Source organism: Pseudomonas sp. 91RF, assembly GCF_003576265.1.
Taxonomy (GTDB): domain Bacteria; phylum Pseudomonadota; class Gammaproteobacteria; order Pseudomonadales; family Pseudomonadaceae; genus Aquipseudomonas; species Aquipseudomonas kribbensis.
In genome coordinates, this window is sequence record NZ_QWFC01000015.1 from 188,319 (window position 1) to 210,958 (window position 22,640).

Annotated in this window: 22 protein-coding genes; 14 read left to right on the plus strand and 8 right to left on the minus strand. The window is 60.5% G+C overall.

Annotation, left to right across the window (positions count from 1 at the left end; translation table 11 throughout):
* Positions 1-103: 103 nt before the first annotated feature.
* Complete coding sequence (locus tag DXT77_RS05285; protein ID WP_119426863.1) at positions 104-2,977, minus strand: GGDEF domain-containing phosphodiesterase; 2,874 nt, start codon at positions 2,975-2,977, stop codon at positions 104-106.
* A 259-nt stretch (positions 2,978-3,236) separates the two neighbouring features.
* On the opposite strand from DXT77_RS05285, the gene uvrD reads away from it, so the two are divergent.
* The 4 genes from uvrD to DXT77_RS05305 all read left to right on the plus strand — a co-directional run bounded on the left by uvrD (position 3,237) and on the right by DXT77_RS05305 (position 7,599).
* Positions 3,237-5,420 (plus strand): DNA helicase II, encoded by a 2,184-nt coding sequence (gene uvrD, locus DXT77_RS05290; RefSeq protein ID WP_119426864.1) that lies wholly within the window; start codon positions 3,237-3,239, stop codon positions 5,418-5,420.
* Positions 5,421-5,561: 141 nt separating this feature from the next.
* The gene (locus DXT77_RS05295) at positions 5,562-6,002 is read left to right on the plus strand and encodes an EamA family transporter (protein WP_016984014.1); all 441 of its coding nucleotides are present in this window, start codon (positions 5,562-5,564) and stop codon (positions 6,000-6,002) included.
* Positions 6,003-6,177: 175 nt separating this feature from the next.
* Positions 6,178-7,053 (plus strand): Tim44 domain-containing protein, encoded by an 876-nt coding sequence (locus DXT77_RS05300; protein WP_119426865.1) that lies wholly within the window; start codon positions 6,178-6,180, stop codon positions 7,051-7,053.
* 138 nt (positions 7,054-7,191) lie between these two features.
* Positions 7,192-7,599: an SMI1/KNR4 family protein gene (locus DXT77_RS05305; protein ID WP_007995855.1), complete on the plus strand. Its 408-nt coding sequence runs from the start codon at positions 7,192-7,194 to the stop codon at positions 7,597-7,599.
* A gap of 21 nt (positions 7,600-7,620) precedes the next feature.
* Here the strand turns inward: DXT77_RS05305 and DXT77_RS05310 are convergent, their stop codons facing one another.
* Positions 7,621-9,384 (minus strand): cation:proton antiporter, encoded by a 1,764-nt coding sequence (locus tag DXT77_RS05310; RefSeq protein WP_085708788.1) that lies wholly within the window; start codon positions 9,382-9,384, stop codon positions 7,621-7,623.
* A gap of 283 nt (positions 9,385-9,667) precedes the next feature.
* Between DXT77_RS05310 and DXT77_RS05315 the strand changes: the two genes are divergently transcribed.
* Positions 9,668-10,150 carry an acyl-CoA thioesterase gene (locus DXT77_RS05315; RefSeq protein ID WP_003229693.1) on the plus strand — a complete coding sequence of 161 codons (483 nt, stop codon included), beginning with the start codon at positions 9,668-9,670 and terminating at the stop codon, positions 10,148-10,150.
* Between the two features lie 102 nt (positions 10,151-10,252).
* On the opposite strand, the gene pdxY is transcribed toward DXT77_RS05315, so the two are convergent.
* Positions 10,253-11,125 (minus strand): pyridoxal kinase PdxY, encoded by an 873-nt coding sequence (gene pdxY, locus DXT77_RS05320; RefSeq protein ID WP_085708787.1) that lies wholly within the window; start codon positions 11,123-11,125, stop codon positions 10,253-10,255.
* 117 nt (positions 11,126-11,242) lie between these two features.
* Here pdxY and DXT77_RS05325 point away from each other — a divergent pair, with 117 nt between their 5' ends.
* Positions 11,243-11,656 (plus strand): DUF3301 domain-containing protein, encoded by a 414-nt coding sequence (locus DXT77_RS05325; protein WP_119426866.1) that lies wholly within the window; start codon positions 11,243-11,245, stop codon positions 11,654-11,656.
* A 1-nt stretch (position 11,657) separates the two neighbouring features.
* Here the strand turns inward: DXT77_RS05325 and DXT77_RS05330 are convergent, their stop codons facing one another.
* The gene (locus tag DXT77_RS05330) at positions 11,658-12,629 is read right to left on the minus strand and encodes a GTP-binding protein (RefSeq protein ID WP_119426867.1); all 972 of its coding nucleotides are present in this window, start codon (positions 12,627-12,629) and stop codon (positions 11,658-11,660) included.
* A 25-nt stretch (positions 12,630-12,654) separates the two neighbouring features.
* On the opposite strand from DXT77_RS05330, the gene DXT77_RS05335 reads away from it, so the two are divergent.
* Positions 12,655-13,011: an NADH:ubiquinone oxidoreductase gene (locus DXT77_RS05335; RefSeq protein WP_119426868.1), complete on the plus strand. Its 357-nt coding sequence runs from the start codon at positions 12,655-12,657 to the stop codon at positions 13,009-13,011.
* A 4-nt stretch (positions 13,012-13,015) separates the two neighbouring features.
* Here DXT77_RS05335 and DXT77_RS05340 read toward each other — a convergent pair whose 3' ends face one another.
* Together DXT77_RS05340 and zigA are read right to left on the minus strand one after the other, a co-directional pair.
* The gene (locus tag DXT77_RS05340) at positions 13,016-13,666 is read right to left on the minus strand and encodes a DUF1826 domain-containing protein (RefSeq protein ID WP_119426869.1); all 651 of its coding nucleotides are present in this window, start codon (positions 13,664-13,666) and stop codon (positions 13,016-13,018) included.
* Positions 13,666-14,871, minus strand: a complete 1,206-nt coding sequence (zigA, locus tag DXT77_RS05345; RefSeq protein WP_119426870.1) for a zinc metallochaperone GTPase ZigA — start codon at positions 14,869-14,871, stop codon at positions 13,666-13,668. Before zigA ends, DXT77_RS05340 begins: the two co-directional genes overlap by 1 nt.
* Before the next feature lie 224 nt (positions 14,872-15,095).
* Here zigA and DXT77_RS05350 point away from each other — a divergent pair, with 224 nt between their 5' ends.
* Positions 15,096-15,470 (plus strand): glutamine synthetase, encoded by a 375-nt coding sequence (locus tag DXT77_RS05350; RefSeq protein WP_119426871.1) that lies wholly within the window; start codon positions 15,096-15,098, stop codon positions 15,468-15,470.
* Here DXT77_RS05350 and DXT77_RS05355 read toward each other — a convergent pair.
* Complete coding sequence (locus DXT77_RS05355) at positions 15,467-16,666, minus strand: N-acetylmuramoyl-L-alanine amidase (protein ID WP_119426872.1); 1,200 nt, start codon at positions 16,664-16,666, stop codon at positions 15,467-15,469. The two genes, DXT77_RS05350 and DXT77_RS05355, sit on opposite strands and share 4 nt — an antisense overlap.
* A gap of 84 nt (positions 16,667-16,750) precedes the next feature.
* On the opposite strand from DXT77_RS05355, the gene folE2 reads away from it, so the two are divergent.
* From folE2 to DXT77_RS05385, 6 genes are read left to right on the plus strand one after another with little or no spacing between them, the layout of a single operon-like run.
* Complete coding sequence (gene folE2, locus DXT77_RS05360; protein WP_119426873.1) at positions 16,751-17,647, plus strand: GTP cyclohydrolase FolE2; 897 nt, start codon at positions 16,751-16,753, stop codon at positions 17,645-17,647.
* Positions 17,644-18,312 carry a metal ABC transporter ATP-binding protein gene (locus DXT77_RS05365; RefSeq protein WP_119426874.1) on the plus strand — a complete coding sequence of 223 codons (669 nt, stop codon included), beginning with the start codon at positions 17,644-17,646 and terminating at the stop codon, positions 18,310-18,312. The genes folE2 and DXT77_RS05365 overlap by 4 nt, the downstream gene beginning before the upstream one ends.
* Positions 18,312-19,178: a metal ABC transporter permease gene (locus DXT77_RS05370; RefSeq protein ID WP_119426875.1), complete on the plus strand. Its 867-nt coding sequence runs from the start codon at positions 18,312-18,314 to the stop codon at positions 19,176-19,178. Before DXT77_RS05365 ends, DXT77_RS05370 begins: the two co-directional genes overlap by 1 nt.
* Positions 19,179-19,189: 11 nt before the next feature.
* On the plus strand, positions 19,190-20,065 hold the full coding sequence (locus DXT77_RS05375) for a metal ABC transporter substrate-binding protein (RefSeq protein WP_119426876.1): 876 nt from the start codon (positions 19,190-19,192) through the stop codon (positions 20,063-20,065).
* Positions 20,062-20,622, plus strand: a complete 561-nt coding sequence (locus tag DXT77_RS05380) for a carbonate dehydratase (protein ID WP_096817088.1) — start codon at positions 20,062-20,064, stop codon at positions 20,620-20,622. Before DXT77_RS05375 ends, DXT77_RS05380 begins: the two co-directional genes overlap by 4 nt.
* Positions 20,623-20,625: 3 nt before the next feature.
* On the plus strand, positions 20,626-21,963 hold the full coding sequence (locus tag DXT77_RS05385; RefSeq protein ID WP_119426877.1) for a dihydroorotase: 1,338 nt from the start codon (positions 20,626-20,628) through the stop codon (positions 21,961-21,963).
* Between the two features lie 40 nt (positions 21,964-22,003).
* Here DXT77_RS05385 and DXT77_RS05390 read toward each other — a convergent pair whose 3' ends face one another.
* A complete protein-coding gene (locus tag DXT77_RS05390) occupies positions 22,004-22,522 on the minus strand; it encodes a DUF3617 domain-containing protein (RefSeq protein WP_085708773.1) in 519 nt (172 codons plus the stop codon).
* Positions 22,523-22,640: the final 118 nt, after the last annotated feature.

A 22,640-nucleotide genomic window follows, 5' to 3' on the forward strand; every position in this document is an offset into this window, starting at 1 on the left:
GGATGTAGCAAGCTTGTAGTTATACTACATGAATTGGCTTTTTGCCTGCTCAATGCGTAACTGGATCGCCCCGGATCAGGCGACATGCACTGTATGTAGCCCTTTAACGGGGATTTGCCTGCCGGCCCAACAAGCCAGCCAGACCGGCTGCCTCCACCGGACGGCTGATCAGATACCCCTGCACCTCGTCGCAGCCTTCGGCCTTCAGGAACTCAAGCTGCTCCGGCCGCTCGACGCCCTCTGCCACTACTTTCAGCGACAACCCATGAGCCATCGCAATGATCGCCCGGGTGATCGCCGCGTCCTCGCTACCCTCCCCCAACCCGCGGATAAAGGCTTGATCGATCTTCACGTAATCCACCGGAATCCGCTTCAGATAGCTCAGCGACGAATAACCGGTGCCGAAATCGTCGATCGCCAGTTTCACGCCCAAGTCCCGCAGTTGCTGGAAGGTGGCGATGATGTGCTCGACGCTGTCGAGCAGCTGGCTTTCGGTCAGTTCCAGTTCGAGGTAGTGCGGAGCCAGCCCGGTTTCCTCCAGCACCTGGCGCACCAGACTGACCAGTTTGCCCTGACGCAATTGATGCACCGACAGGTTCACCGAAACCCGGATCGGCTCCAGCCCCTGCCGCTGCCATTCGCAGGCCTGCCAACAGGCCTGACGCAGCACGAATTCGCCGATCGGCCCGATCAGTCCCGTCTCTTCGGCCAGACCGATGAAGTCTCCTGGAGGCACTCGGCCCATGGTCGGATGATCCCAGCGCACCAGCGCTTCGGCAGCGTTGAGACGGCCGGTCGCCAGGCACAGTTTCGGTTGATAGAAGACGTTGAGCTGCTTGTCCTCGATGGCTTTGCGCAGCTGGTTTTCCAGTTGCAGACGTTCCAGCGTGCTGGCTTGCAGGCTGTCGGTGTAGAACTGAAAGTTGTTGCCGCCCAGGTGTTTGGCATGTTGCATCGCCATGTTCGACTGACTGACAAGCGCGGAAATCTCCCGGGCGTTGTCCGGCAACATGCTGATGCCCATCGAGGCGCTGACCACCAGCTCATGCCCTTCCACCGTCAGCGGCAGGCGCAGCTTGGCCGACAGCCGCGTGGCAACCCGCGCCAGACTCGACAGGTTGCCGTAGGCATCGAACAGCACCGCGAACTCGTCGCCGGATAACCGGGCGATGGTGTCGGCTTCCGGCAAGGCACTGACCAGACGCCGCGACATTTTCTGCAGCAACTGGTCGGCTATCTCATGACCGAGGCTGTCGTTGAGCAACTTGAAGCGATCCAGATTGATGTGCAGCAGCGCCAGACTCCGCCGCCCGCCCTGCCGTACACGCTGATGGGCTTCGTGCAGGCGCTCGCGGAACAGCGAACGGTTGGCCAGACCGGTGAGTTCGTCGTAGTGCGTCAAATAACGCATACGCTCTTCGGATTCGCGTCTTGCCGACAAATCGGCGAAGAAGCCGACGATATGACTTACATTTCCCCGACTGTCGCGTACCGCATTCAATTGCAGCCACTGTGGATAGAGCTCGCCGTTCTTGCGGGTCTCCACCAGTTCGCCCTGCCAGCTGCCGTGCTGCTCCAGCGCGTGGCGGATCGCGATGTAATGCCGCCGGGCGTCACGACTGCACGGCAGTTCGACGACATTGCGCCCGAGCATGTCGTCGATGTCGTAACCGGTAACCCGGCTGAAGGCCTGATTGATGGCGATCAGCGAATAGTTCGGATCGAGAATCACGATGCCTTCGCTGGCCGCTTCGAACACCGTAGCCGCCAACTGCTGCTGGGCCTCCAGACTTTTGCTGACACTGATGTCGCGGCGGGTGCCGACCATGCGGATCACCCGCCCGCTGTCGTCGCGTTCCACCGCACGGCCACGGTCCTCGATCCAGACCCAGTGACCGTCGCCATGGCGCACGCGGTACTCGATCTGATAATCCTCGGTGCGCCCCTTCAAGTGCTCGATCAACGCCCGTTTAAGCGGTGGCACATCTTCCGGGTGCAGCCGGGGCCGCAGATGCCGGAGCAACCCGGTGACGTATTCCGGATCAAGGCCGAACAGTTCCTGAATCTGCGTGTGGTGAACTTCATCGGTCTGCAGGTTCCAGTCCCACAGCCCCAGTTCACTGGCCTTCAACGCCAGGGCCAGGCGCGCTTCGCTTTTGCTCAGGGCCTGGTTGGCGGCATCCAGTTCGCGGCTGCGCTGGGCCACCCGGTCCTCCAGTTCGACCTGGGCTTCGCGCAACTTTGCTTCAGCACAGCGGCGCTGTTCGATTTCCTTCGCCAACGCCTGATTGAGCAGTTCGCTGCGAGATTGGGCTTGTTGCAGATGTTCGATCAGATGTTGATTCTGGAAGCGTCGCAGCAAACCACGGTCGATCAGCCTGTTGACCTGCCACGCCACCACACTCAGGGAGCCGAGCAGGATCAGCCCGAGCCAGCCCCAGCCCCGCGCCAGTTCGTCACCGCCCCAGAACAGATAGCCAATGGCCGGCAACAGACACGGCAAGGTAAAGGAGAGGAAGGCCGGAATGCTCACGGCGTAGGCCACGCTGGCCGACAGGGTCGCGGCACCGATCAGGCCGAACACCCAGGCCTGCTGCATGAAATTGTCGGCGGGGACCAGGGCGATGCCGGCGCCGGCCAGGGTCAGGCCGGTCATGGTCGAACCGAGCAGGAACATCCGGCCCCAGATCGGCTGGGCCTGGCGGTCGGGGATCGCTGAATCGAACGCAGCGACCTGAATCACCCGCAATGCCACCAGCGACAACAGCCACACCAGCCAGACGCTGACCACGAAATAACGCTGCGGGCTCCAGAGAAGACCGGCGCAGACCAGACCATTGATCAACATGAACAGGGTGGGCAACAGCGAACCCTGATAAAGAAGGCGCGTGCGCTCGACCGCCATCTGGGTGGCGTAATGCTTGCGGATCACCCGGGGTTCCACAGAGGGGCCCGACAGGTCGAAGCTGAGGGTCATAGGCAACGTTCTTGTTCTTATAAGTGTGAGCATGCGCCCGGAAACGTGGACGGAGCATACACAAGCCCAACCACTTGCCAAACTGCTCCAGATCATAATTTCGCCGAAACTTTTCGACCTCCCGTCACCCGCAAAAGCCCCGACGCCAGGCGGGCCAACGCCTGTAGCCGGTGACCGACCGGTCGTCATCGGCAGTGCTTTCATCGGCTAATGCAAAGCTCGGTTTGCCCGGGCCTGCGGCGCACCCTAGAATGCCCCGATGCGCGATGATCTCTCCCTTCTGCTGAACTCCCTCAACGATGCCCAACGCCAGGCCGTAGCGGCTCCCGTTGGTCGTCAATTGGTCCTGGCCGGTGCCGGCTCAGGCAAGACCCGAGTGCTGGTGCACCGTATCGCCTGGTTGATCCAGGTCGAAAACGCCTCGCCCCACTCGATCCTGTCGGTGACCTTCACCAACAAGGCTGCTGCCGAGATGCGTCACCGCATCGAGCAATTGCTGGGGATCAACCCGGCCGGCATGTGGGTCGGTACCTTCCACGGTCTGGCACACCGCCTGTTGCGGGCGCACTGGCAGGAAGCCGGGCTGAGCCAGACCTTCCAGATCCTCGACAGCGATGACCAGCAGCGTCTGGTCAAGCGGGTGATCCGCGAGCTGGGGCTGGACGAACAGCGCTGGCCGGCCCGCCAGGCCCAGTGGTTCATCAACGGGCAGAAAGACGAAGGCTTGCGTCCGCAGCACATTCAGGCCAGCGGCGATCTGTACCTGGCCACCATGCGCGGCATCTATGAAGCCTACGAGGCGGCCTGCCAGCGCGCCGGCGTCATCGATTTCTCCGAACTGCTGCTGCGCGCCCTTGACCTGTGGCGCGACCATCCGGGCCTGCTGGCCCACTACCAGAAGCGTTTCCGCCACATTCTGGTGGACGAATTCCAGGACACCAACGCCGTGCAGTACGCCTGGCTGCGTCTGCTGGGCAAGGGCGGCGACAGCCTGATGGTGGTCGGCGACGACGACCAGTCGATCTATGGCTGGCGCGGCGCGAAAATCGAGAACATCCACCAGTATTCCTCCGACTTCCCGGATTCCGTGACCATCCGTCTGGAGCAGAACTACCGCTCCACCGCCGGCATCCTGAAAGCCGCCAACGCCCTGATCGCCAACAACACCGGGCGCCTGGGCAAGGAACTGTGGACCGACGGCGGCGACGGCGAAGCGATCAACCTGTACGCCGCGTTCAACGAACACGATGAAGCACGCTACGTTGTCGAAACCATCGAAAGCGCGCTGAAAACCGGCCTGGCTCGCAGCGATATCGCGATTCTCTACCGCTCCAATGCCCAATCCCGCGTTCTCGAAGAAGCCTTGCTGCGCGAGCGCATTCCGTACCGCATCTATGGTGGCCAACGATTCTTCGAGCGGGCTGAAATCAAAAACGCCATGGCCTACCTGCGTTTGCTGGAAGGTCGCGGCAACGATGCGGCGCTGGAGCGGGTGATCAACGTTCCTGCTCGCGGCATCGGCGAGAAGACCGTCGAAGCCATCCGTGAACATGCGCGCCACAGTGATGTGTCGATGTGGGAAGCCATGCGCCAGCTGGTGGCCAACAAAGGCCTGACCGGTCGTGCGGCCGGCGCCCTCGGTGCGTTTATCGAACTGATCGAGAACCTCGCCGCCAAATGCGCCGAGATGCCGCTGCACCTGATGACCCAGACCGTCATCGAGCAATCCGGGCTGATCGCCTACCACGAAGCGGAAAAAGGCGAGAAAGGCCAGGCCCGGGTGGAAAACCTTGAGGAACTGGTCAGCGCCGCGCGCAACTTCGAGAACACCGAAGAAGACGAAGACCTGACGCCGCTGGCGGCGTTCCTCGGCCACGCGTCGCTGGAGGCCGGCGACACTCAGGCCGACGAGCACGAAGACAGCATTCAGTTGATGACCCTGCACAGCGCCAAGGGCCTGGAATTCCCTTATGTGTTCCTGGTGGGCATGGAAGAAGGCCTGTTCCCGCACAAGATGAGCCTGGAAGAACCGGGACGTCTTGAAGAGGAGCGTCGCCTGGCTTACGTCGGCATCACCCGGGCCATGCAGAACCTGGTGATGACCTACGCTGAAACCCGACGCCTGTACGGCAGCGAAACCTACAACAAGGTGTCGCGATTCGTACGGGAAGTGCCGAAAGGCCTGATTCAGGAAGTGCGCCTGTCGAACAGCGTCAGCCGACCGTTCGGCGGCAATCAGTCGATGAGCGGCAGCAACCTGTTCAGCGGCAGCGAGATCCCGGATACCGGGCTGAGCCTCGGCCAGGCTGTGCGGCACTCGATCTTTGGCGACGGCGTGATCCTCAACTTCGAGGGCGCCGGCGCCCAGGCCCGGGTGCAAGTGAACTTCAGCGAAGGCAGCAAGTGGCTGATGCTGGGTTACGCGAAGCTGGAAGCCATCTAAACGCCGGCTCTGCTGTTCTGTGTGAGCGAGCCTGCTCGCGAATTGGAGCGCCGCGTTTATCTGATAAACCACGGTGCAGCCATCGCGAGCAGGCTCGCTCCCACATGGATTCATGCAACCCTTACCGACAGGACAACATCCATGGGCTCTGGCTTCTTTTCCTCCTGGACATTCTGGGCCCTGCTCTCGGCCACCTTCGCCGCATTGACGGCAATCTTCGCCAAGGTCGGCATCGAAAACGTCAACTCCGACTTCGCCACCCTGCTGCGCACCATCGTGGTACTCGTCAGTCTGGCCTTGATTTTGTACGCCACGGGCCAATATCAGTCTCTGGGATCGATCTCTGCCAAAAGCTATCTGTTCCTGCTGTTGTCGGGGCTGGGTACCGGGGCTTCCTGGCTGTGCTATTTCCGCGCCTTGAAAGTCGGGCCGGCCTCGCTGGTCGCTCCGGTGGACAAGCTCAGTGTGGTGCTGGTGGCGGTGCTCGGCGTGATTCTGCTGGGCGAGAAGCTCGACCTGCGCCAATGGGGCGGCATTGGTCTGATCACCGCAGGCGTGGTGATGTTGGCGTTTCGACGCTGATCCATTTCCCACTGAACCTGCATCCTTTTCCTACAGACAAAAGTACATAGCCTTATTGCCTCGACCGAGCTGAACGTAACCTGTCAGGCAAAAGCCCGAAACACTCTCTCGCTAGCCAGTGACACTTCAGCTGTGCAACATGGCGCGCGTGTCTCCACAAACGGGAATTCCCTTTATGAAACGTTTTCTTAGCATCGCCATGGCGTTGTGCATCGGCCTGACGATGAGCCTCGACGCCAACGCCAAGCGCTTCGGTGGTGGCAAAAGCGCCGGCGCTGCGCCGACGCACCAGACCAGCCAGATGGCTCCTTCTTCCCCAGGCATGGGCGGCGCTGCTGCGACCGCTGGTGCTGCCGGTGCCGCAGGCGCTGCTGCCAAGGCTGGCGGCGCTTCGAAATGGCTCGGCCCTCTGGCCGGCATCGCTGCCGGCGGCCTGCTGGCGTCCATGCTCATGGGCGGCGGCTTCCAGGGCATGCAGATCTTCGACATCCTGATCATGGCCGTGATCGCGTTCGTGATCTTCCGCTTCATCGCCGCTCGTCGCCGCAAGCAGCAGGAGCAGTTCGCGCCGGCCGGTGCGCCGATGCAGCGTGAAGTGTTTGAGCAGAAACCTGCCGCCATGGGTTCGATCTTCGGTGGTTCGGCCGCTCCGGCTGCCGCCCGTCCGGTAATCAACGCACCGGCCTGGTTCAACGAGCAGCGCTTCCTCGAAGCCGCCCGCAGCCACTTCCAGGCGCTGCAGCAGCACTGGGATGCCAACGAAATGGACAAGATCGCCGAGTTCGTGACCCCGCAAATGCTCGACTTCCTCAAGCGTGAGCGTGCGGATCTGGGCGACGGTTTCCAGTCCACCTACATCGACAACCTCCAGGTACAACTGGATGGCGTGGATGATCGTGCGGACAAGACCATCGCGACCCTGACCTTCACCGGCGTGTCGAAAACCTCGCGTTTCGACCAGGGCGAAGTGTTCAGCGAAAGCTGGAACATGGAACGTCCACAGGGCGACAACCAGCCTTGGCTGGTCGCCGGTATCCGCCAGAACGGCTGATCACCTCCGACGATTTACCCGCTGCAATAAAAACCCCGGCCTCGGCCGGGGTTTTCTATTTCGCGGTTGCATCTATAGCGAGCTACTGTATAAACCGGCCCATATAAACCGCGCCATTCAAGCAAGAGGATCCCGGACGTGGAAGAAATCATCGAACAACTGCGCGAAGCCAACGAACCCGTGCCGGTTCCCCTGGAGTTGCCCGACGAAGACCAGTTAGTGGAAGTCGAAGAAGAACTCTTCATCAACATCCCGTTCGTCTTCAAAGAATTTTTGCTAACCGTCAGCGACGTTGTTTACGGCAGCCTGGAGCCGGTGACCGTCACCGACCCGCAGTCCCACACCTACCTGCCGGATGTAGCCGCCAATGCCTGGGACGCCGGTGTACCGCGCGACCTGATCCCGATCTGCCAGGACGGCGACAACTACTACTGCGTCGAAGAAGACGGCACCGTGGTGCTGTGGTCCGGCGAAGAAGAGCTGATCACCGAAGAGTCCTGGGAATCGGTCTGGCACTGGGCCCGGGACGTCTGGCTGGAGAGCTGATTCCCCAGCCGCCCCGCCGGGTCAGTGCCCCGACGATTCCTTGTGGTTGTCGAGGGTTTCCAGCAGGGCCACCTGCATCCGCGTGTGAACCCGGATGAACCAGCGCCAGAGCAGCGCCGCCACGGCGGCCGCGACCACGGCGACCAGCACCAGCAACTTGTTGGTCGGCAGGATACTGGCCGACAAGGCTGCCAGCAGCAGGAAAATCACCAGCAGCGAGAGGATCGGAATCACTTCGGCGATCACCCGGCGCACTCGCTGTGTGTGACGCCCCGCCATCTCCGGCTTCACGCCCATCTCCGCGAGCAGCATAGAAAGCGCCTTGAGCTTGCGATAGGCCGCAATCAGGAACGGCAGTGACAACAGCAACGCCCCACCCCAGATCAACGCCTTCTGCCAGCTCGGATCGCTGATCCAGTCCTGCAGCCAGGTCGAGAGGCGCCCGGCAAAGAACGCGCCGGCAAAGAAGATCGCAATCACCAGCGCCAGATTGACCCCGACCTGCAGCAGAATCCGCCGGATCATCGACGCCAGCATCGCACCCTCGCCCTGCGGCTGAATGCTGCGCAGCCATTCGCCATACATCCCGAACACCCGCCCGAGACGCTGCGGCATGGCGGCGGACAGCTTGATCGACAGTGGATCGGCGGCGCGGATCAGGTATGGCGTCAGCAACGTGGTGATGACCGAAACCGCCACGGCCACCGGATAGAGGAAGTTGCTGGTCACCTGCAGCGTCATGCCCAGCGCGGCGATGATGAAGGAGAACTCGCCAATCTGCGAAAGACCCATCCCGACTCGCAGTGAGGTGCGTCCGTCATTGCCGGCGATAAAGGCCCCAAGGCCGCAGGACAACATCTTGCCCAGCACCACGGCGACGGTAATCACCGCAATCGGCCACGCGTATTGCAGAAGGATCATCGGATCGAGCATCAGGCCGATGGCAACGAAGAAGATCGCACTGAACAGGTCGCGGACCGGCTCGATCAGGCGCTCGATCTTCAGCAATTGCCGTGACTCGGCCATGATCGCGCCGATCAGGAACGCGCCGAGCACCATGCTGTACTCAAGCTTGACTACCAACAGGCAGAAGCCGAAGCACAGCCCGAGCACGGTGATCAGCAGCATCTCGTTGCTTTCGAACTTCGCCACATAGGCCAGTAATCGCGGTACCAGCAGAATGCCGATGACCAGCGCGACGATCATGAACAACGACAGCTTGCCGACCGTGGAAAAGACTTCGCCGGAGCTCACCGTGCCGCTGACCGCGATGCTCGACAGCAAGGCGATGATGCCGATGCCGAGAATGTCCTCGACGATCAACACACCGAAGATCAGCTGGGCGAAGCGCTCGTTTTTCATCTTCAGGTCGTTGAGCGCCTTGACGATGATGGTGGTCGAGGAAATCGCCAGAATCGCGCCGAGGAACAGCGAATCCATGGTGTTCCAGTCGAACCAGCGGCCGATTTCGTAACCGATCCAGATCATCAGGATGATTTCCAGGAACGCCGCGATGAACGCCGTGGCCCCGACCTTGAACAGTTTGCGCAGGCTGAACTCCAGACCCAGGCAGAACATCAGGAAAATCACCCCCAGCTCGGCGAGGGTCTTGATGGTTTCTTCGTCGTGGATCAGACCGAACGGCGGCGTGTGCGGGCCGATGATGAAACCGGCGACGATATAACCGAGCACCACCGGTTGCTTGAAACGGTGGAACAACACGGTCACCACACCTGCAACCAACATGATCACTGCCAGATCCTGAATAAAGCTGATGGCATGCATGGCGTGGGCTCCTTGAATGACGATGCTCGCGGCAGTCGTCTGAAAACGTCTGGGCGAGCTGAGTAAAAATCCGCTTTAGGTGTAGGAATCGCCCTTGGGGTGGGCTTTTGCAGGGTAACACCGCGACTTCCGGCTGAAAGGCGGTGCAATATATGGAAACAGATCGATCAGGGCGTGACGGCGGCCAGTTGCCCGGCGTCCCGATAACGGTGGTTTTGAAAAGCGACCAGGCACCCGCAGAGGTGCATCTTCCAGCAACCCTGCCTTGACCCGTGAGAACGTTATGGAACCCGGAAACGCCCAGCTGTCGATGACGGTACTGATGACCCCCGACATGGCCAACTTCTCTGGCAATGTCCACGGCGGCACCCTGCTCAAATACCTCGACGAAGTGGCCTACGCCTGCGCGAGCCGCTACGCCGGCCGCTACGTGGTGACCCTGTCGGTGGATCAGGTGATTTTCCGCGAGCCGATCCATGTCGGCGAACTGGTGACCTTCCTGGCGTCGGTCAACTACACCGGTAACACCTCGATGGAAGTCGGCATCAAAGTGGTGACCGAGAACATCCGCGAGCGCTCGGTACGCCACACCAACAGCTGCTTCTTCACCATGGTTGCCGTGGACGATCAGCGTAAGCCGGCCGCAGTGCCGCCGTTGCAGCCGCAGAACAGCGAAGACAAACGCCGCTACATGCAGGCCCAGCAGCGCCGGCAGATTCGCCAGGAGCTGGAAAAGCGCTATCAGGAAATCAAGGGCGACGCCTGAGATTTGTAGCGATCTGACGACCGCTATCGCGAGCAGGCTCGCTCCCACAGTTGATGTTTTCTCTGTGGGAGCGAGCCTGCTCGCGATTGAAGCCGACGCGTATCAGAGGCTGATCGCCGTCGCCTCGAACTTCACCCGCGGATGCGCAATCCGGTCCTGCGCCCGCACCAGTTGCAGCTCGTAACTGGCACAGGCCTGGGTTTCCAGCAGCACCTCATGCACCGCCGCTGCGGTGAATTCAAACGCCGCCACCAGACTGTCGCCGAGCAGCACCCGCGCCAGGAACAGGCCGGACGTCAGGTCGCCCACACCGACCGGCTGCCGTGGGAACGCCAGCAACGGACGCCGCAGATGCCAACTGCCCTCAGCCGTTACCAGCAACATCTCGAAGCCATCCGCCGGTTTCCCCGGGTAATCCAGATGCTTGACCAGCACCGCTTTCGGCCCGCGTGCCAGCAGCGCCCGCGCCATCGCCAGGCAATCGAACAGCGACTGCGGTTTGCGCCCGGAGAAGCTGTCCAGTTCCAGCTGGTTCGGGCACATGAAGTCCGCTACTGCTGCGGCTTCGTCGAGCAGGAAGTCGCTGACTTCGGCCGGCACGCTGCAACCCTTCTCCGGATGGCCCATCACCGGGTCGCACAGGTACAGGGCTTTCGGATTGACCGCCTTGATCCGCTCGATGCCACTGAGAATCGCCCGGCCCTGGGCCGCACTGCCGAGATAGCCGGACAGCACCGCGTCGCAATTGCCCAATTCCCCAATGGCGGCGATACCTTCAACCAGCTCCGGGATCCGCTGCGGCGCCAGCACTTCTCCGGCCCACTGGCCGTACTGAGTGTGGTTGGAGAACTGCACGGTGTTGAGCGGCCAGACATTGACCCCGACCCGCTGCATCGGAAAAACCGCAGCGCTGTTGCCGGCATGGCCGAACACCACGTGGGACTGGATGGCGAGCAGATGAGGCGTACGTTTCATTCGGGTTTTTCCGTAAAACGATTGAAATTCAAGCCGCGCAGTATGCGACGAAACACAGTCTGTACGACAGACCGGCGGCGCAGTTAAGCTGACGCCAACTTTTGGAGTTTCTTGTTGATGCTGACCCTGGAAAACATTTTCGTGCTGATGCTGTTCGCCGTTGCCGGCGCCTGGCTGTGGCACAACCATGGCCTGCGTGAGCGGGCGCTGGAACGGGTCAAGCAGCATTGCGTGAATGTCGGCGTTGAATTGCTTGACGGCAACGTGGCGCTGAAGAAGATCGGTCTCATCAAGGATGCCAGCGGGCGTCGGCGTCTGGCCCGGGTCTACAACTTCGAATTCACCGTGACCGGCGAAACTCGCCACAACGGCACCATCACCCAGTTCGGCCCCCATAGCGCGCAGATCGAACTGGCGCCCTACCCGGCACCGTTCGACGACACCCCGCCTGTGGTGGAAGTGGCCAAACCGAGCGCGCAAGTCATCGAACTGAGCCAATGGCGCCAGGAACACACCAAGTGGAAGCCTTGAGTCAGGCCGCCTGAATCCGACAGCCGGCCAATCCTGCCTGCAATTCATCGATTACTTGCGATTGGGCGAATATCAGTTCGATCCGCGAATCCTTGCGCCATTCGCTGGGCTGCCAGGCCAGCTTGGCGCTATCCAGGGCATTGGCTGATTCCCAGCCAGCCTGACTGTGGATAATCAGCTTCGCCCGGCGCCAGTGCAGGGACCCAAGCCACTGAGTGATGCGAATCACGTCAAACGTCTGGCTTGGGTGCCAGCGCCAGCCGATGCTCCAGCCGCCCTCCTGCGCCTGACTCAGGCAAATCGGCGAAGCTTGATCGCTCCAGACGGCCGGCATCTGCGCCAGCCCTTTGGGCACGATCAACTTATCCACACCCGCTTGCGCTTGAGCTGTTACACCCGGCAGTTTGCTCAAGGGCAACGACGCCTGTTGCGTCCAGATCAGCCTGACGGACGGCAACTGATGGGCGATCCGCTCACGCTCGGATTCATCGAGGTTTTCCCCCTTGTTCAACACCAGCAGGCCGGCATTCGGGAGCGCCTCCTGTTGGGCCGGCGGCAGTGCCTTGCCCGCCGCCAGTGCCTGGGCGTCCAGCACCAGCACGCAGGGTTGAACCGCGAGAACCCCCTGCCACGGCGCCTCGCTCAGTTGTCGTAGTAGCTGCGCCGGATGCCCCAATCCGGAAGGCTCGATAAACAGGCGATCCGGCTGAGCCTTGCGCAGCAATCGTCCCAACCCGATCTGAAACGGCGCACCGTTCACGCAACACAAACAGCCTCCGGCCACTTCGCCCAGTGCGATACCATCGGCGTCCCGGGTCAACAGCGCAGCGTCGAGGCCGATCTGGCCGAACTCGTTGATCATCACCGCCCAGCGCTCACTGGCCGGTCGCTGCGCCATGAGCTGGCGGATCAGGCTGGTCTTGCCGGCGCCCAAGGGGCCTGCGATGACGTGGGTAGGAATGTTCTGCAACATGATCAAGGTTTTCTGGAGGTCGGGAATGCGGTGGATGGGATGGTCATTGCTGTTGGCGCTGGTGTCGGGCGAAGCGCTGGCCCAGGCTTGTGTGGTGCACAGCCAAGCGGAACGCCTCGACGTGAAGGTCTGCCAGCAGAACCGCAACATCCCGGAGAAACTGTTCAACGACGGCTTCTGCCAGCCCACGCTGGCAGGGCAAAAAGTCGACGTGCAGTACGTCGATCAGTGCCCTGCCGGGGCTTTTGGCGTGTGCAGCAACGCGCAAGTCGCCAATATGCCTTATCGCCAGGATATCCACTATTACGGCGTAGCCACCGACACGGCGTATTTGAAGCCGTACTGCGAGAGCCAGAGCCAGGGCAACTGGCTCAAGCCTTGAGGCGTCAGCCGAGCCAATCCAGGGTCAGCATCAGACGCCGCTCGCCCGGCGCCGGTTGTGGAGAGCGATGGACCAGCCCGAAATCTTCGTTACCGTGCCACTTCTCCCCTTTGAGCAACGCCACTTCACCGCTGACCAGTTGCTGAATCCGCGATTTTTCCTGCGGCTCGGCCAGCGCTTTTCCCAGTTGCTGGCGATCCATTTCCCCTTCCTTGAGCCACTCGCTGCCAATACCGGCGTAGGTGGTAATCAGTCGTACGGGCACATGATCGACGTGAAAACGCGGGCACATCGCCTTGTCCAGCACCCGCAAACGCAGGCCGATCCGTCGCGCGCCGAGCAGGCAGGCGAAGGCGCCGACCAGCCATTTCAAGTCGGCGATAAAACCTTCGTAGCCTTCCAGGTCACGGAATCCGCTGGCCAGCCCCGTCAGGTCTGGTTCTGCGTCTTCGTCGTGCAATTCGAGGCTCAGCGCTTCGGCATAAGGCTCGTTGAGTGACACCAACAACTTCGCAAAATCGGCGACATGCAGCGGTAGTTGCCGCTGCCAGACAGCGAGGTTTATTTCATCTTCCAGGATGCTCGCCAGCGCTTGCGGGGTCGGGCCGAGCACTTGATGACGTGTTTTGCTTTGCAGCGGTTTGAGGGCCAGCATCACGCGGCCTCGTCATGCCAGGGGCCGAACGGATCGGCCAGCAATCGCCAGCCTTCTACACCAAGCGCCATCTCCGCATCGGTCAGCAGGCAGTCGTCCAGGCCTGACTTGAGTTGTGCGAAATCGATGTTCTGACCAATAAACACCAGCTCCTGGCGGCAGTCTCCTACGCTAGCGGTCCAGTTTTCCATGATCGCAGCGGTGCTTTCCTGATCCTGTGGCCACTGATTTTTCGGCACGAAACGCCACCAGCGCCCAGCGAAACCATGGCGCATCAAACCGCCGGCCTGGGACCAGCTACCGGCATCCGTGGGTTTGCTCGCGAGCCAGAAGAAACCTTTGGAGCGCAGCAGTTTGCCGTTCAGCCAGGGCCGGTCGATGAAGTCGAAAAAACGCTGAGGGTGAAAGGGTCGACGCGCGCGGTAAGCCGTGGACACGATACCGTATTCCTCGGTTTCCGGCACATGTGCGCCACGCAACTCCTGAAGCCAGCCTGGGGCCGTTGCAGCCCGGTCGAAGTCGAAACGGTGGGTGTTGAGGATCTTCTCCAACGGCACTTCGCCCATCACCATCGGGATGATCTCGGCGTTCGCGTTGAGCCGCTTGAGGATCGCCATCAGCTCTTCCCGCTCGCTGCTGCTGATCAGATCGATTTTGCTGATCAGCAGAACGTCGGCGAACTCGATCTGTTCGATCAACAGATCGGTGATCGAGCGCTCATCTTCTTCACCGAGGATTTCGCCACGAGAGGCCAGACTTTCGGCGGCCTGGAAATCAGGCAGGAAATTCAAGCCGTCGACTACAGTGACCATGGTGTCGAGGCGAGCGATGTCCGCGAGGCTTTGACCCTGCTCGTCGCGGAAGGTGAAGGTCTCGGCAATCGGCAGTGGCTCGGAAATGCCAGTGGATTCGATGAGCAGATAATCGAATCGGCCTTCCCGAGCCAGTTTTGCGACCTCTTCCAGAAGGTCCTCGCGTAACGTACAGCAGATACAACCGTTGCTCATCTCCACGAGTTTTTCTTCTGCGCGATTCAGGTCGACATCACGCTGGACTTCGCTGCCATCAATATTGATTTCGCTCATATCGTTGACGATCACCGCCACACGCAGATCGTCTCTGTTACGTAGTACGTAATTCAAAAGTGTACTTTTTCCGGCGCCGAGAAAGCCGGATAAAACGGTCACGGGAAGCGGGGAAGACATGGGGTAAACCTCATCAAACGGTAGCTAAACGCAAGAAACGCTCTCGGCGGCAGGCGTCCTTGGGCTTCTACGAGACAGTCAGAGAAGCAGACGCTTGAAAACAGGAGCCACGGAAAGCCCGATTCAGTTTATGTTATAGTATAACAATATGAAAGATCCACTTTCTTCTTGCCGGAAATGACAAAGGGCTGGAAGCTGGAAACACCTAGCCGTCGGGTCATCTCATGAAAACTGCGCTGAAATGCTCACTCTTTGGCCTGGCCTTGCTGACCATCGATGCATGGGCACAAGTCCCGGGGCTCGCCAACTGCACACGCAGCGCCAACCTGCTGGCCTGCGTGGATACCAATGGCAACGCCTATAGCGTCAACACCGCCGGCAAGACGATTTATTTGCGGGGTTTCGAGAAGATCGGCCAACGTTATTGGGCGCAAACCAACAGCATTTACGGGCAACTGACGTTCTTCACCGGGATCGCCTCCGACGGCGAAGCCTGGGTCGGCTACAACCGCCGGGTGGGGTGGACGACGATCAACCGCTTCTCCAGCTCCGGCGGAAGCACCGGGAAATTCACCTGCAGTCGACTCACGGGCTGCTAGACACGCGCTTGTTGCTGCTCCTGCTGCCAGGCGATGTAACTGTCGGCCGGTGGGTTTTTCTGGAAATAACGCTGCAACCCTTCAAACAATCCGTCAGCAACCGCCTGCTGATGGCGAGCGGTGACCAGTCGCTGACTGTCCCGCGCGTTGGAAATAAACCCGGTTTCCACCAGAATCGACGGCACATCGGGTGACTTCAGCACCGCAAATCCCGCTTGTTCCACACGCTTTTGATGCAGCGTGGTGATGCCCACCAGACTCCCCAGCACCGTGCTGCCCAACTGCAAACTGGCGGCGATGGTGGCGTTCATCGACATATCGAGGATGACTCCGGCGAGCATCGGATCCTTGTCCTTCAGATTCAGCAGGCTGGTTGCACCGAGCAGATCCGCACCGTTTTCCCGCTGAGCCATGAAACGCGCAGTAGCTGAAGTCGCACCACCTTCAGACAGGCAGTACACCGAAGCGCCCGAAGCAGTCAGACGCGGCGCAGCATCTGCGTGCACCGAAATGAACATGTCGGCCTTGTGCTGGCGAGCAATGTCGACCCGCTTGCGGAGCGGCACGAAAAAATCGTCATTGCGCACAAGCTTCACATCGAAGCCTTTTTCCCGCTTCAACCGGCGGGCGAGCAGCTGTGAAATCGAGAGCACAACATCCTTCTCACGCTCGCCTTTTGCACCCACGGCCCCCGGATCTTTGCCGCCATGACCAGGATCAACCACGACAATAATGTCTCGTTTTGGATGATTGGTTTTCCCCGGTGTTTCACGTGGAACGCTTGGCGCTGCCACCTTTGAATCGCTCAAAAGATCAAGAACGAGGCGATGTCCTTGTCCATCCTGAGGCGCCAACAGGAAGGTATTGAGCTGAACCGGGCGATTCAAATCCAGAACGATTCGAGTATCACCCTTCCCAAAATGTCCGGAACGGATGCTGCGAATGACCGTTTCGCTAAGCGCCAATTGACTGAAATCGCCACTCAAACTGGCACCAATCAGGTCGATGATCAGACGATCCGGTGCACTCAGTGTGAACGTCTTGTAGCTCACTGGCCCGCTCAAATCGAAGACCAACCGAAGCTTGTCATCCGACCGCCAGAGGCGTGCATTGCGAATTTGTGTAGCGCTGACACTGAATGGAAAAGCCAGGGTAGCGCTGGCCAACATCAGGTTAAGTAAATGGCGTCTGTGCATTTGAAAGCCCGTTCATGAAAAAGGCATCGTGATTTGAATTGTTATAATGTAACATCAAATTCAATCAACACGATGGTACTGAACATGAATGCGCTGACGCTGCCGGATATCGCCGCGCAAGCCGCCCGTCAAGCCTTGCCGCTTGATTGGGTGGGGATGCGTGGCATCGCTCTACCTGTCTTTATCGAGGGCCAACGCCTGGCAGCAAAAGCCGATGCGGGTGTCAGCCTCGATGACGGCGAAGCCCGTGGCATTCACATGTCACGGTTGTATCTGGCGCTGGAAATGCTGGAACAGCAAAACCTCACCCCCGCACTTTTGCAGAAGGTTTTGCAGCGTTTTCTCGACAGCCACGAAGGCCTGGCTAACTCCGCCTATCTGAATATCCATGCCGATTTACTGCTCAGAAGGCCCGCATTAGTCAGCCCATTGGCAGGATGGAAAACCTATCCGGTGACCATAGCAGCCACTCTGAAAAACACAGTGTTCCACGTGGAACTGAAAATCGAGGTGGCTTACTCCTCGACTTGCCCATGCTCAGCCGCTCTGGCGAGGCAATTGATCCAGCAGCAATTCGTCGACGATTTCGCCAACAAACCGTTGCAACATGCCGAGGTTCTGGCCTGGCTGGGCTCGACTCAAGGGATTATCGCAACGCCCCACAGCCAGCGCAGCACCGCACAACTGCATCTGCACCTGGATGAATTCGTCGATGGTTTGCCGCTGACCTCGACCATCAACGACGCCGAAGCTGCCCTCGGCACCGCCGTACAAACCGCCGTGAAACGCGCCGATGAACAAGCCTTCGCCCTCGCCAATGGCCAGAACCTGATGTTCTGCGAAGACGCCGCTCGCCGTCTGAACCTGGCTCTGCGCCGCTCACCCGGCATCCGCGAGTTCCACCTGCGCGTGATCCATGCCGAAAGCCTCCACGCACACGATGCAGTCGCTGAAAGTCACTGGCGCCGGGAGACCGCATGATCCGCCTGCAGTCTTTGAGTTGGGGCGCACCCGGCCAACCGCTCACGCCACCGCTGAGTCTTCAACTGGAACGCGGCAGCTCGACCGCCATCATCGGCGTCAATGGAAGCGGCAAAAGCAGCCTGCTCAAAGTCATCGCCGGACTACAGAGGCCTTTGGCCGGTGCCGTCGCATTGGGTGTTCCGCGCCAAAGCGGTTTGTCATTCCTTCCCCAGCAACAGCATCTGGACCGCCAATTCCCGATCAGCCTTCAGGAACTGGTAGCTGCCGGGTTCTGGGGGCGCCGACTATCCACCCAACTGCGCGCACAACGCCTCACCCAGGCACTCGAAGATTGGCACTTGAGTGGCCTCGAACAGCGCCCATTAATGGCCCTCTCCGGCGGAGAACTGCAACGTGCCCTGCTCGCTCGACTGAGTCTGGCCGACACGCCTTTGCTGCTGCTCGATGAACCCCATGCTGCTCTCGATGAACTGGGTCAGGCATTGCTCTGGCAACACCTGCACACCTGGCATGCGCAAGGCCGAACACTGGTCATGGTGGGCCACGACCTCGCCGCCGTCCGCCAACACATTCCACAAACGCTGCTGATCAAAAACAGCGGCTGCGTGTTCGGCCCCAGTGCCGAACTGATCCAGCAGACACCCAACGTGCAGGTGGCCTGATGCTCAGCGCCGCGCATTTCTGGCAACCGTTCCTGGAGTTCGTGTTCATGCGCCGGGCACTGCTCGGCGGTCTGCTGCTGGCGTGCAGCACCGCACCGTTGGGTGTATTCCTGATCCTGCGCCGCATGAGCCTGATCGGTGACGCCGTCGCTCACGGCATCCTTCCCGGTGCGGCGCTGGGCTTCTGGTTTGCCGGCCTGAGTCTTCCTGCGCTGACCCTCGGCGGCCTCGGCGCCGGCCTGAGCATGGCCGGACTCGCCGCATGGATCACCCGCCGAACCGGCCTGCGCGAAGACGCCAGCCTCGCCGCGATCTACCCGATCTCTCTGGCCAGTGGCGTGCTGATTCTGGGCATCGCCGGCAAACGCCTCGACCTGCTGCACTTGCTGTTCGGTTCGGCATTGGCGGTCGACGGATCGACCCTCAACGGCATGTTGGGTGTTTCGCTGCTGAGCCTGATGGCCATGGTGCTGATCTACCGCCCGCTCCTGCTCGACACCCTCGACCCACTTTTTTTGCGCACCGTCAGCCGACTCGGCCCGATCGCCCACGGCGTGTTCCTGACTCTGGTGGTGCTCAACCTGGTCATCGGTTTTCAGGCCATCGGCGCGTTGATGGTGGTCGGACTGATGATGCTGCCCGCCGCCGCTTCTCGTTTCTGGAGCCGGCGCCTGCCGATCCTGATCGCGATCGCCGCCGTGATCGGTTGCCTGTCGGTATGGCTTGGTCTGTTGCTGTCTTTCTACTACTCGCTGCCCAGCGGGCCGGCCATCGTGCTGGTCGCGGGCATCGGTTACCTGTTGTCCGTCGTGCTCGGGCCGGTTCATGGCCTGCTGCGCCGCCCGCCCCTGCTCACATCCCAATGAGGTGTTTCCCGATGCGCGCTCTACTTGTGTTGTTCAGCCTGATGCTGTCGATGTCATTGTCGGCGGCGGAGAAACTGCCGGTGGTCACCAGTTTCAGCATCCTCGCCGACATGGTGCATCAGGTCGGTGGCGAGCATATCCAGATCACCAACATGGTCGGCCCGGACGCTGACGCCCACACCTACGAACCGACGCCCGACGATGCCAAGGCACTTCTGAAAGCGAAACTGATCGTGAAAAACGGGCTGGGTTTTGAACCCTGGCTGGATCGACTGGTGACCAGTACCGACACCAAAGCCACAGTCATCAGCGCCAGCCACGGCGTGATCCCCCGCTCTCTGGATGAGGACGGCAAGACCGTTCCCGACCCTCACGCCTGGCACAACCTGGCCAACACCGAGTTGTACGTCGCCAACATCACCAAGGCACTGATCGCAGCCGACCCGGCGAACCAAGCCGACTACGAACGTAACAGCAAGGCTTACCTGAAACAGATCTACGCCCTCCTCGCCGAAGCCAAGGCCAAGCTCGGTTCCCTGCCGCCGGGCAATCGCAAGATCGTCACCAGCCACGATGCCTTCGGTTATCTCGGCCAAGCCTACGGGATCGACTTCATGGCGCCGCAAGGTCTTTCCACCGAACGTGAACCTTCCGCTGCAGAAGTCGCCGCACTGATCACCCAGATCCGTCAGGCCAAGGTCAAAGCGGTGTTCATGGAAAACATCAAGGACGCACGCCTGCTCAAACAGATTGCCGACGAAAGCGGCGCGCACATCGGCGGCACACTGTACTCCGACGCCCTCGCCGCTTCGGGTCCGGCCAGCACATTCACCGGTCTGTTCGAATACAACCTCAACACTCTTTATGACGCCCTGAGCCAACCATGATCCGCAAAAATCCTTCTGGCGATCTGCCGCAAATTGCCGAGTCTGCCTACGTCGATAAAACCGCGATCATCTGCGGCAAAGTAGTGATCGGCGAAAACGTGTTCGTCGGCCCCTACGCCGTCATTCGCGCCGATGAAGTGGACGCCTCGGGCGAGATGGAGCCGATCACCATCGGCGCCAATTCGAACATCCAGGATGGCGTGGTTATTCACTCCAAATCCGGCGCGGCGGTGACCATCGGCGAGTTCAGCTCCATCGCCCACCGCTCGATCGTGCATGGCCCGTGCAAAGTCGGCGACCGAGTGTTCATCGGCTTCAACAGCGTGCTGTTCAACTGCGTGGTCGGCAACGGTTGCGTGGTGCGGCACAACTCGGTGGTCGATGGCCGGGATCTGCCGGATGCGTTCTATGTGCCCTCCACCACCCGCATCGGGCCGAACACCGACCTCTCGCAATTCCCGCCGGTGAGCGTCAGCGCCTCGGAGTTTTCCGAAGACGTGGCGCGCACCAACGTCGATCTGGTGCGCGGCTACAAAGCCCTGCAGAACGAGTTCTGAACCATGAACAGTGTGCTGATTCGCAATGCGCGGCTGGTGAATGAAGGGCGCGAGTTCGACGCCGATGTGCTGGTCAGCCACGGTCGCATCGTCAAGATCGCTAGCTCCATTGAAGGTGAAAACGCCACGCTGGAAATCGACGCCAACGGCCAATGGTTGCTGCCGGGGATGATCGACGATCAGGTGCATTTCCGTGAGCCGGGCTCGCCAACCAAGGGCAGCATCTACACTGAATCCCGCGCGGCCGTGGCCGGTGGCATCACCAGTTTCATGGACATGCCCAACACCAACCCGGCTACCCTCACCCTAGAAGCGCTGGCCGACAAAAAGCGTCGGGCGGCGATCAACTCGGTGGCCAACTATGGTTTTCACTTCGGCGTCAGTCACGACAACCTGGACACCGTCGCGGCACTCAACCCGAGTGAGGTGGCCGGGGTCAAAGTGTTCATGGGCGCGTCGACCGGCAACATGCTGGTGGATGATCCCAAGACGCTGGAGCGATTGTTCGCCGAGGTGCCGACGATCCTGCTGGCCCATTGCGAACACACACCGAGCATCGAGGCCAACACCGCCAGGTTGCGCGAGCAGTTCGGCGAACATCTTCCTCCCGACGCCCATGCGCTGATCCGCAATGCCGAGGCCTGCTATCGCTCCTCTTCGCTGGCGGTAGATCTCGCCAAACGCCATGCCACTCGCCTGCACGTGCTGCACCTGACCACCGCCCGGGAGCTGGAGCTGTTCGAGGACAAACCGCTGGCGCACAAACGCATCACGGCGGAAGTCTGCCTGCATCATCTGCTGTTCGACGACCGCGACTATCCGGACTTTGGCAACCAGATCAAATGCAACCCGGCGATCAAAAGCCAGGCCGATCGCGATGCCCTGCGTCTGGCCTTGTCGAGCAATCGACTGGACGTGATCGGCAGCGACCACGCCCCGCATACCTGGGCGGAGAAACAGCTTTCGTATGCACAGGCGCCGTCCGGTCTGCCACTGGTGCAACATGCGTTGCCGGCGTTGTTGGAACTGGTTGCGGATGGCGTGCTGCCGATCACCACGCTGGTGGCGAAGACCAGTCACCGGGTGGCGGATTTGTTTGCCATTCCGGATCGCGGTTATCTGAGGGAAGGTTATTGGGCGGATCTGGTATTGATTCAACCGGAGCCCGAGGGTGTCGCGGTATCACGACAACCGATCCTGTCGCAGTGCGGGTGGACGCCGTTTGCCCGTCGCAGCTTTCGGCATCGGGTGAGTACGACGCTGGTGTCGGGACAGGTTGCGTGGCACGACAATCGGCTGCATGATGGATGTCAGGGATTGCCGTTGCGCTTCATGCGCTAGAAAAAAACCGCCCCACAAAGTTGTGGGGCGGTTTCGATTTTCAGGCTCTTGGTTTGACGGTGCCGCAATCCTGACCCAGCCACACGGCGCGAGTTTCCAGACTGCCCTTCTGGTTGATCCCGATGGCATTGAACGTACCGTTGGCGATGGTGGTGAATTCACGATCGCTGACGAACGTGGCCACACCGGTACCCGAGGCTCGCGGGCAGCTGAAACGGAATTTCCACTGGTTGCCGTTGCGCTCGGTGATCTGCTGTTTGCAGCCCGACTGCGGGTCTGCCAGCGGAATGTCGTTGGTCGCCACTTGCTGCGGTGTCAGGCAGGCACGAATGCCCTTGCCGCCAATGTTGATCCCCTGCTTCTCCAGTTCAGCCCGTTGTTGCGGGGTGATCTGGCCCTGAATCTGGCCGAGGATCGATTGCACGTCCATGGCCTGATCATCGACTTTCACATTGCTCGATGTCATTTCCCACAACCCCGGCTGCAGCATTTGCGCCTGAGCCACCAACGGCAAGGCCAACCCCAGACCCAGCGCCAAACCCAGCAGACGAACGTTCATTGCAAAACTCCTGATCAGTAGTGGCCGTTAGACGCCGGCCGCTTGTTTCGGTTCATGGCCTGCTTTCATGGCTAAAAAGAAAATAGCGACAACCGCAAAGGAACATGGTCTGTTAAGC

What these genes read in the sequence shown, in the direction of transcription:
- folE2 (WP_119426873.1), top strand. Translation starts at nt 16,751, where the DNA reads ATGAATGCGCTGACGCTGCCGGATATCGCCGCGCAAGCCGCCCGTCAA.
- pdxY (WP_085708787.1), bottom strand. Translation starts at nt 11,125, where the DNA reads ATGAAACGTACGCCTCATCTGCTCGCCATCCAGTCCCACGTGGTGTTC.
- DXT77_RS05335 (WP_119426868.1), top strand. Translation starts at nt 12,655, where the DNA reads ATGCGGTGGATGGGATGGTCATTGCTGTTGGCGCTGGTGTCGGGCGAA.
- DXT77_RS05325 (WP_119426866.1), top strand. Translation starts at nt 11,243, where the DNA reads ATGCTGACCCTGGAAAACATTTTCGTGCTGATGCTGTTCGCCGTTGCC.
- DXT77_RS05355 (WP_119426872.1), bottom strand. Translation starts at nt 16,666, where the DNA reads ATGCACAGACGCCATTTACTTAACCTGATGTTGGCCAGCGCTACCCTG.
- DXT77_RS05295 (WP_016984014.1), top strand. Translation starts at nt 5,562, where the DNA reads ATGGGCTCTGGCTTCTTTTCCTCCTGGACATTCTGGGCCCTGCTCTCG.
- DXT77_RS05300 (WP_119426865.1), top strand. Translation starts at nt 6,178, where the DNA reads ATGAAACGTTTTCTTAGCATCGCCATGGCGTTGTGCATCGGCCTGACG.
- uvrD (WP_119426864.1), top strand. Translation starts at nt 3,237, where the DNA reads ATGCGCGATGATCTCTCCCTTCTGCTGAACTCCCTCAACGATGCCCAA.
- DXT77_RS05370 (WP_119426875.1), top strand. Translation starts at nt 18,312, where the DNA reads ATGCTCAGCGCCGCGCATTTCTGGCAACCGTTCCTGGAGTTCGTGTTC.
- DXT77_RS05385 (WP_119426877.1), top strand. Translation starts at nt 20,626, where the DNA reads ATGAACAGTGTGCTGATTCGCAATGCGCGGCTGGTGAATGAAGGGCGC.
- DXT77_RS05315 (WP_003229693.1), top strand. Translation starts at nt 9,668, where the DNA reads ATGGAACCCGGAAACGCCCAGCTGTCGATGACGGTACTGATGACCCCC.
- DXT77_RS05365 (WP_119426874.1), top strand. Translation starts at nt 17,644, where the DNA reads ATGATCCGCCTGCAGTCTTTGAGTTGGGGCGCACCCGGCCAACCGCTC.
- DXT77_RS05375 (WP_119426876.1), top strand. Translation starts at nt 19,190, where the DNA reads ATGCGCGCTCTACTTGTGTTGTTCAGCCTGATGCTGTCGATGTCATTG.
- DXT77_RS05380 (WP_096817088.1), top strand. Translation starts at nt 20,062, where the DNA reads ATGATCCGCAAAAATCCTTCTGGCGATCTGCCGCAAATTGCCGAGTCT.
- zigA (WP_119426870.1), bottom strand. Translation starts at nt 14,871, where the DNA reads ATGTCTTCCCCGCTTCCCGTGACCGTTTTATCCGGCTTTCTCGGCGCC.
- DXT77_RS05390 (WP_085708773.1), bottom strand. Translation starts at nt 22,522, where the DNA reads ATGAACGTTCGTCTGCTGGGTTTGGCGCTGGGTCTGGGGTTGGCCTTG.
- DXT77_RS05310 (WP_085708788.1), bottom strand. Translation starts at nt 9,384, where the DNA reads ATGCATGCCATCAGCTTTATTCAGGATCTGGCAGTGATCATGTTGGTT.
- DXT77_RS05285 (WP_119426863.1), bottom strand. Translation starts at nt 2,977, where the DNA reads ATGACCCTCAGCTTCGACCTGTCGGGCCCCTCTGTGGAACCCCGGGTG.
- DXT77_RS05340 (WP_119426869.1), bottom strand. Translation starts at nt 13,666, where the DNA reads ATGCTGGCCCTCAAACCGCTGCAAAGCAAAACACGTCATCAAGTGCTC.
- DXT77_RS05350 (WP_119426871.1), top strand. Translation starts at nt 15,096, where the DNA reads ATGAAAACTGCGCTGAAATGCTCACTCTTTGGCCTGGCCTTGCTGACC.
- DXT77_RS05330 (WP_119426867.1), bottom strand. Translation starts at nt 12,629, where the DNA reads ATGTTGCAGAACATTCCTACCCACGTCATCGCAGGCCCCTTGGGCGCC.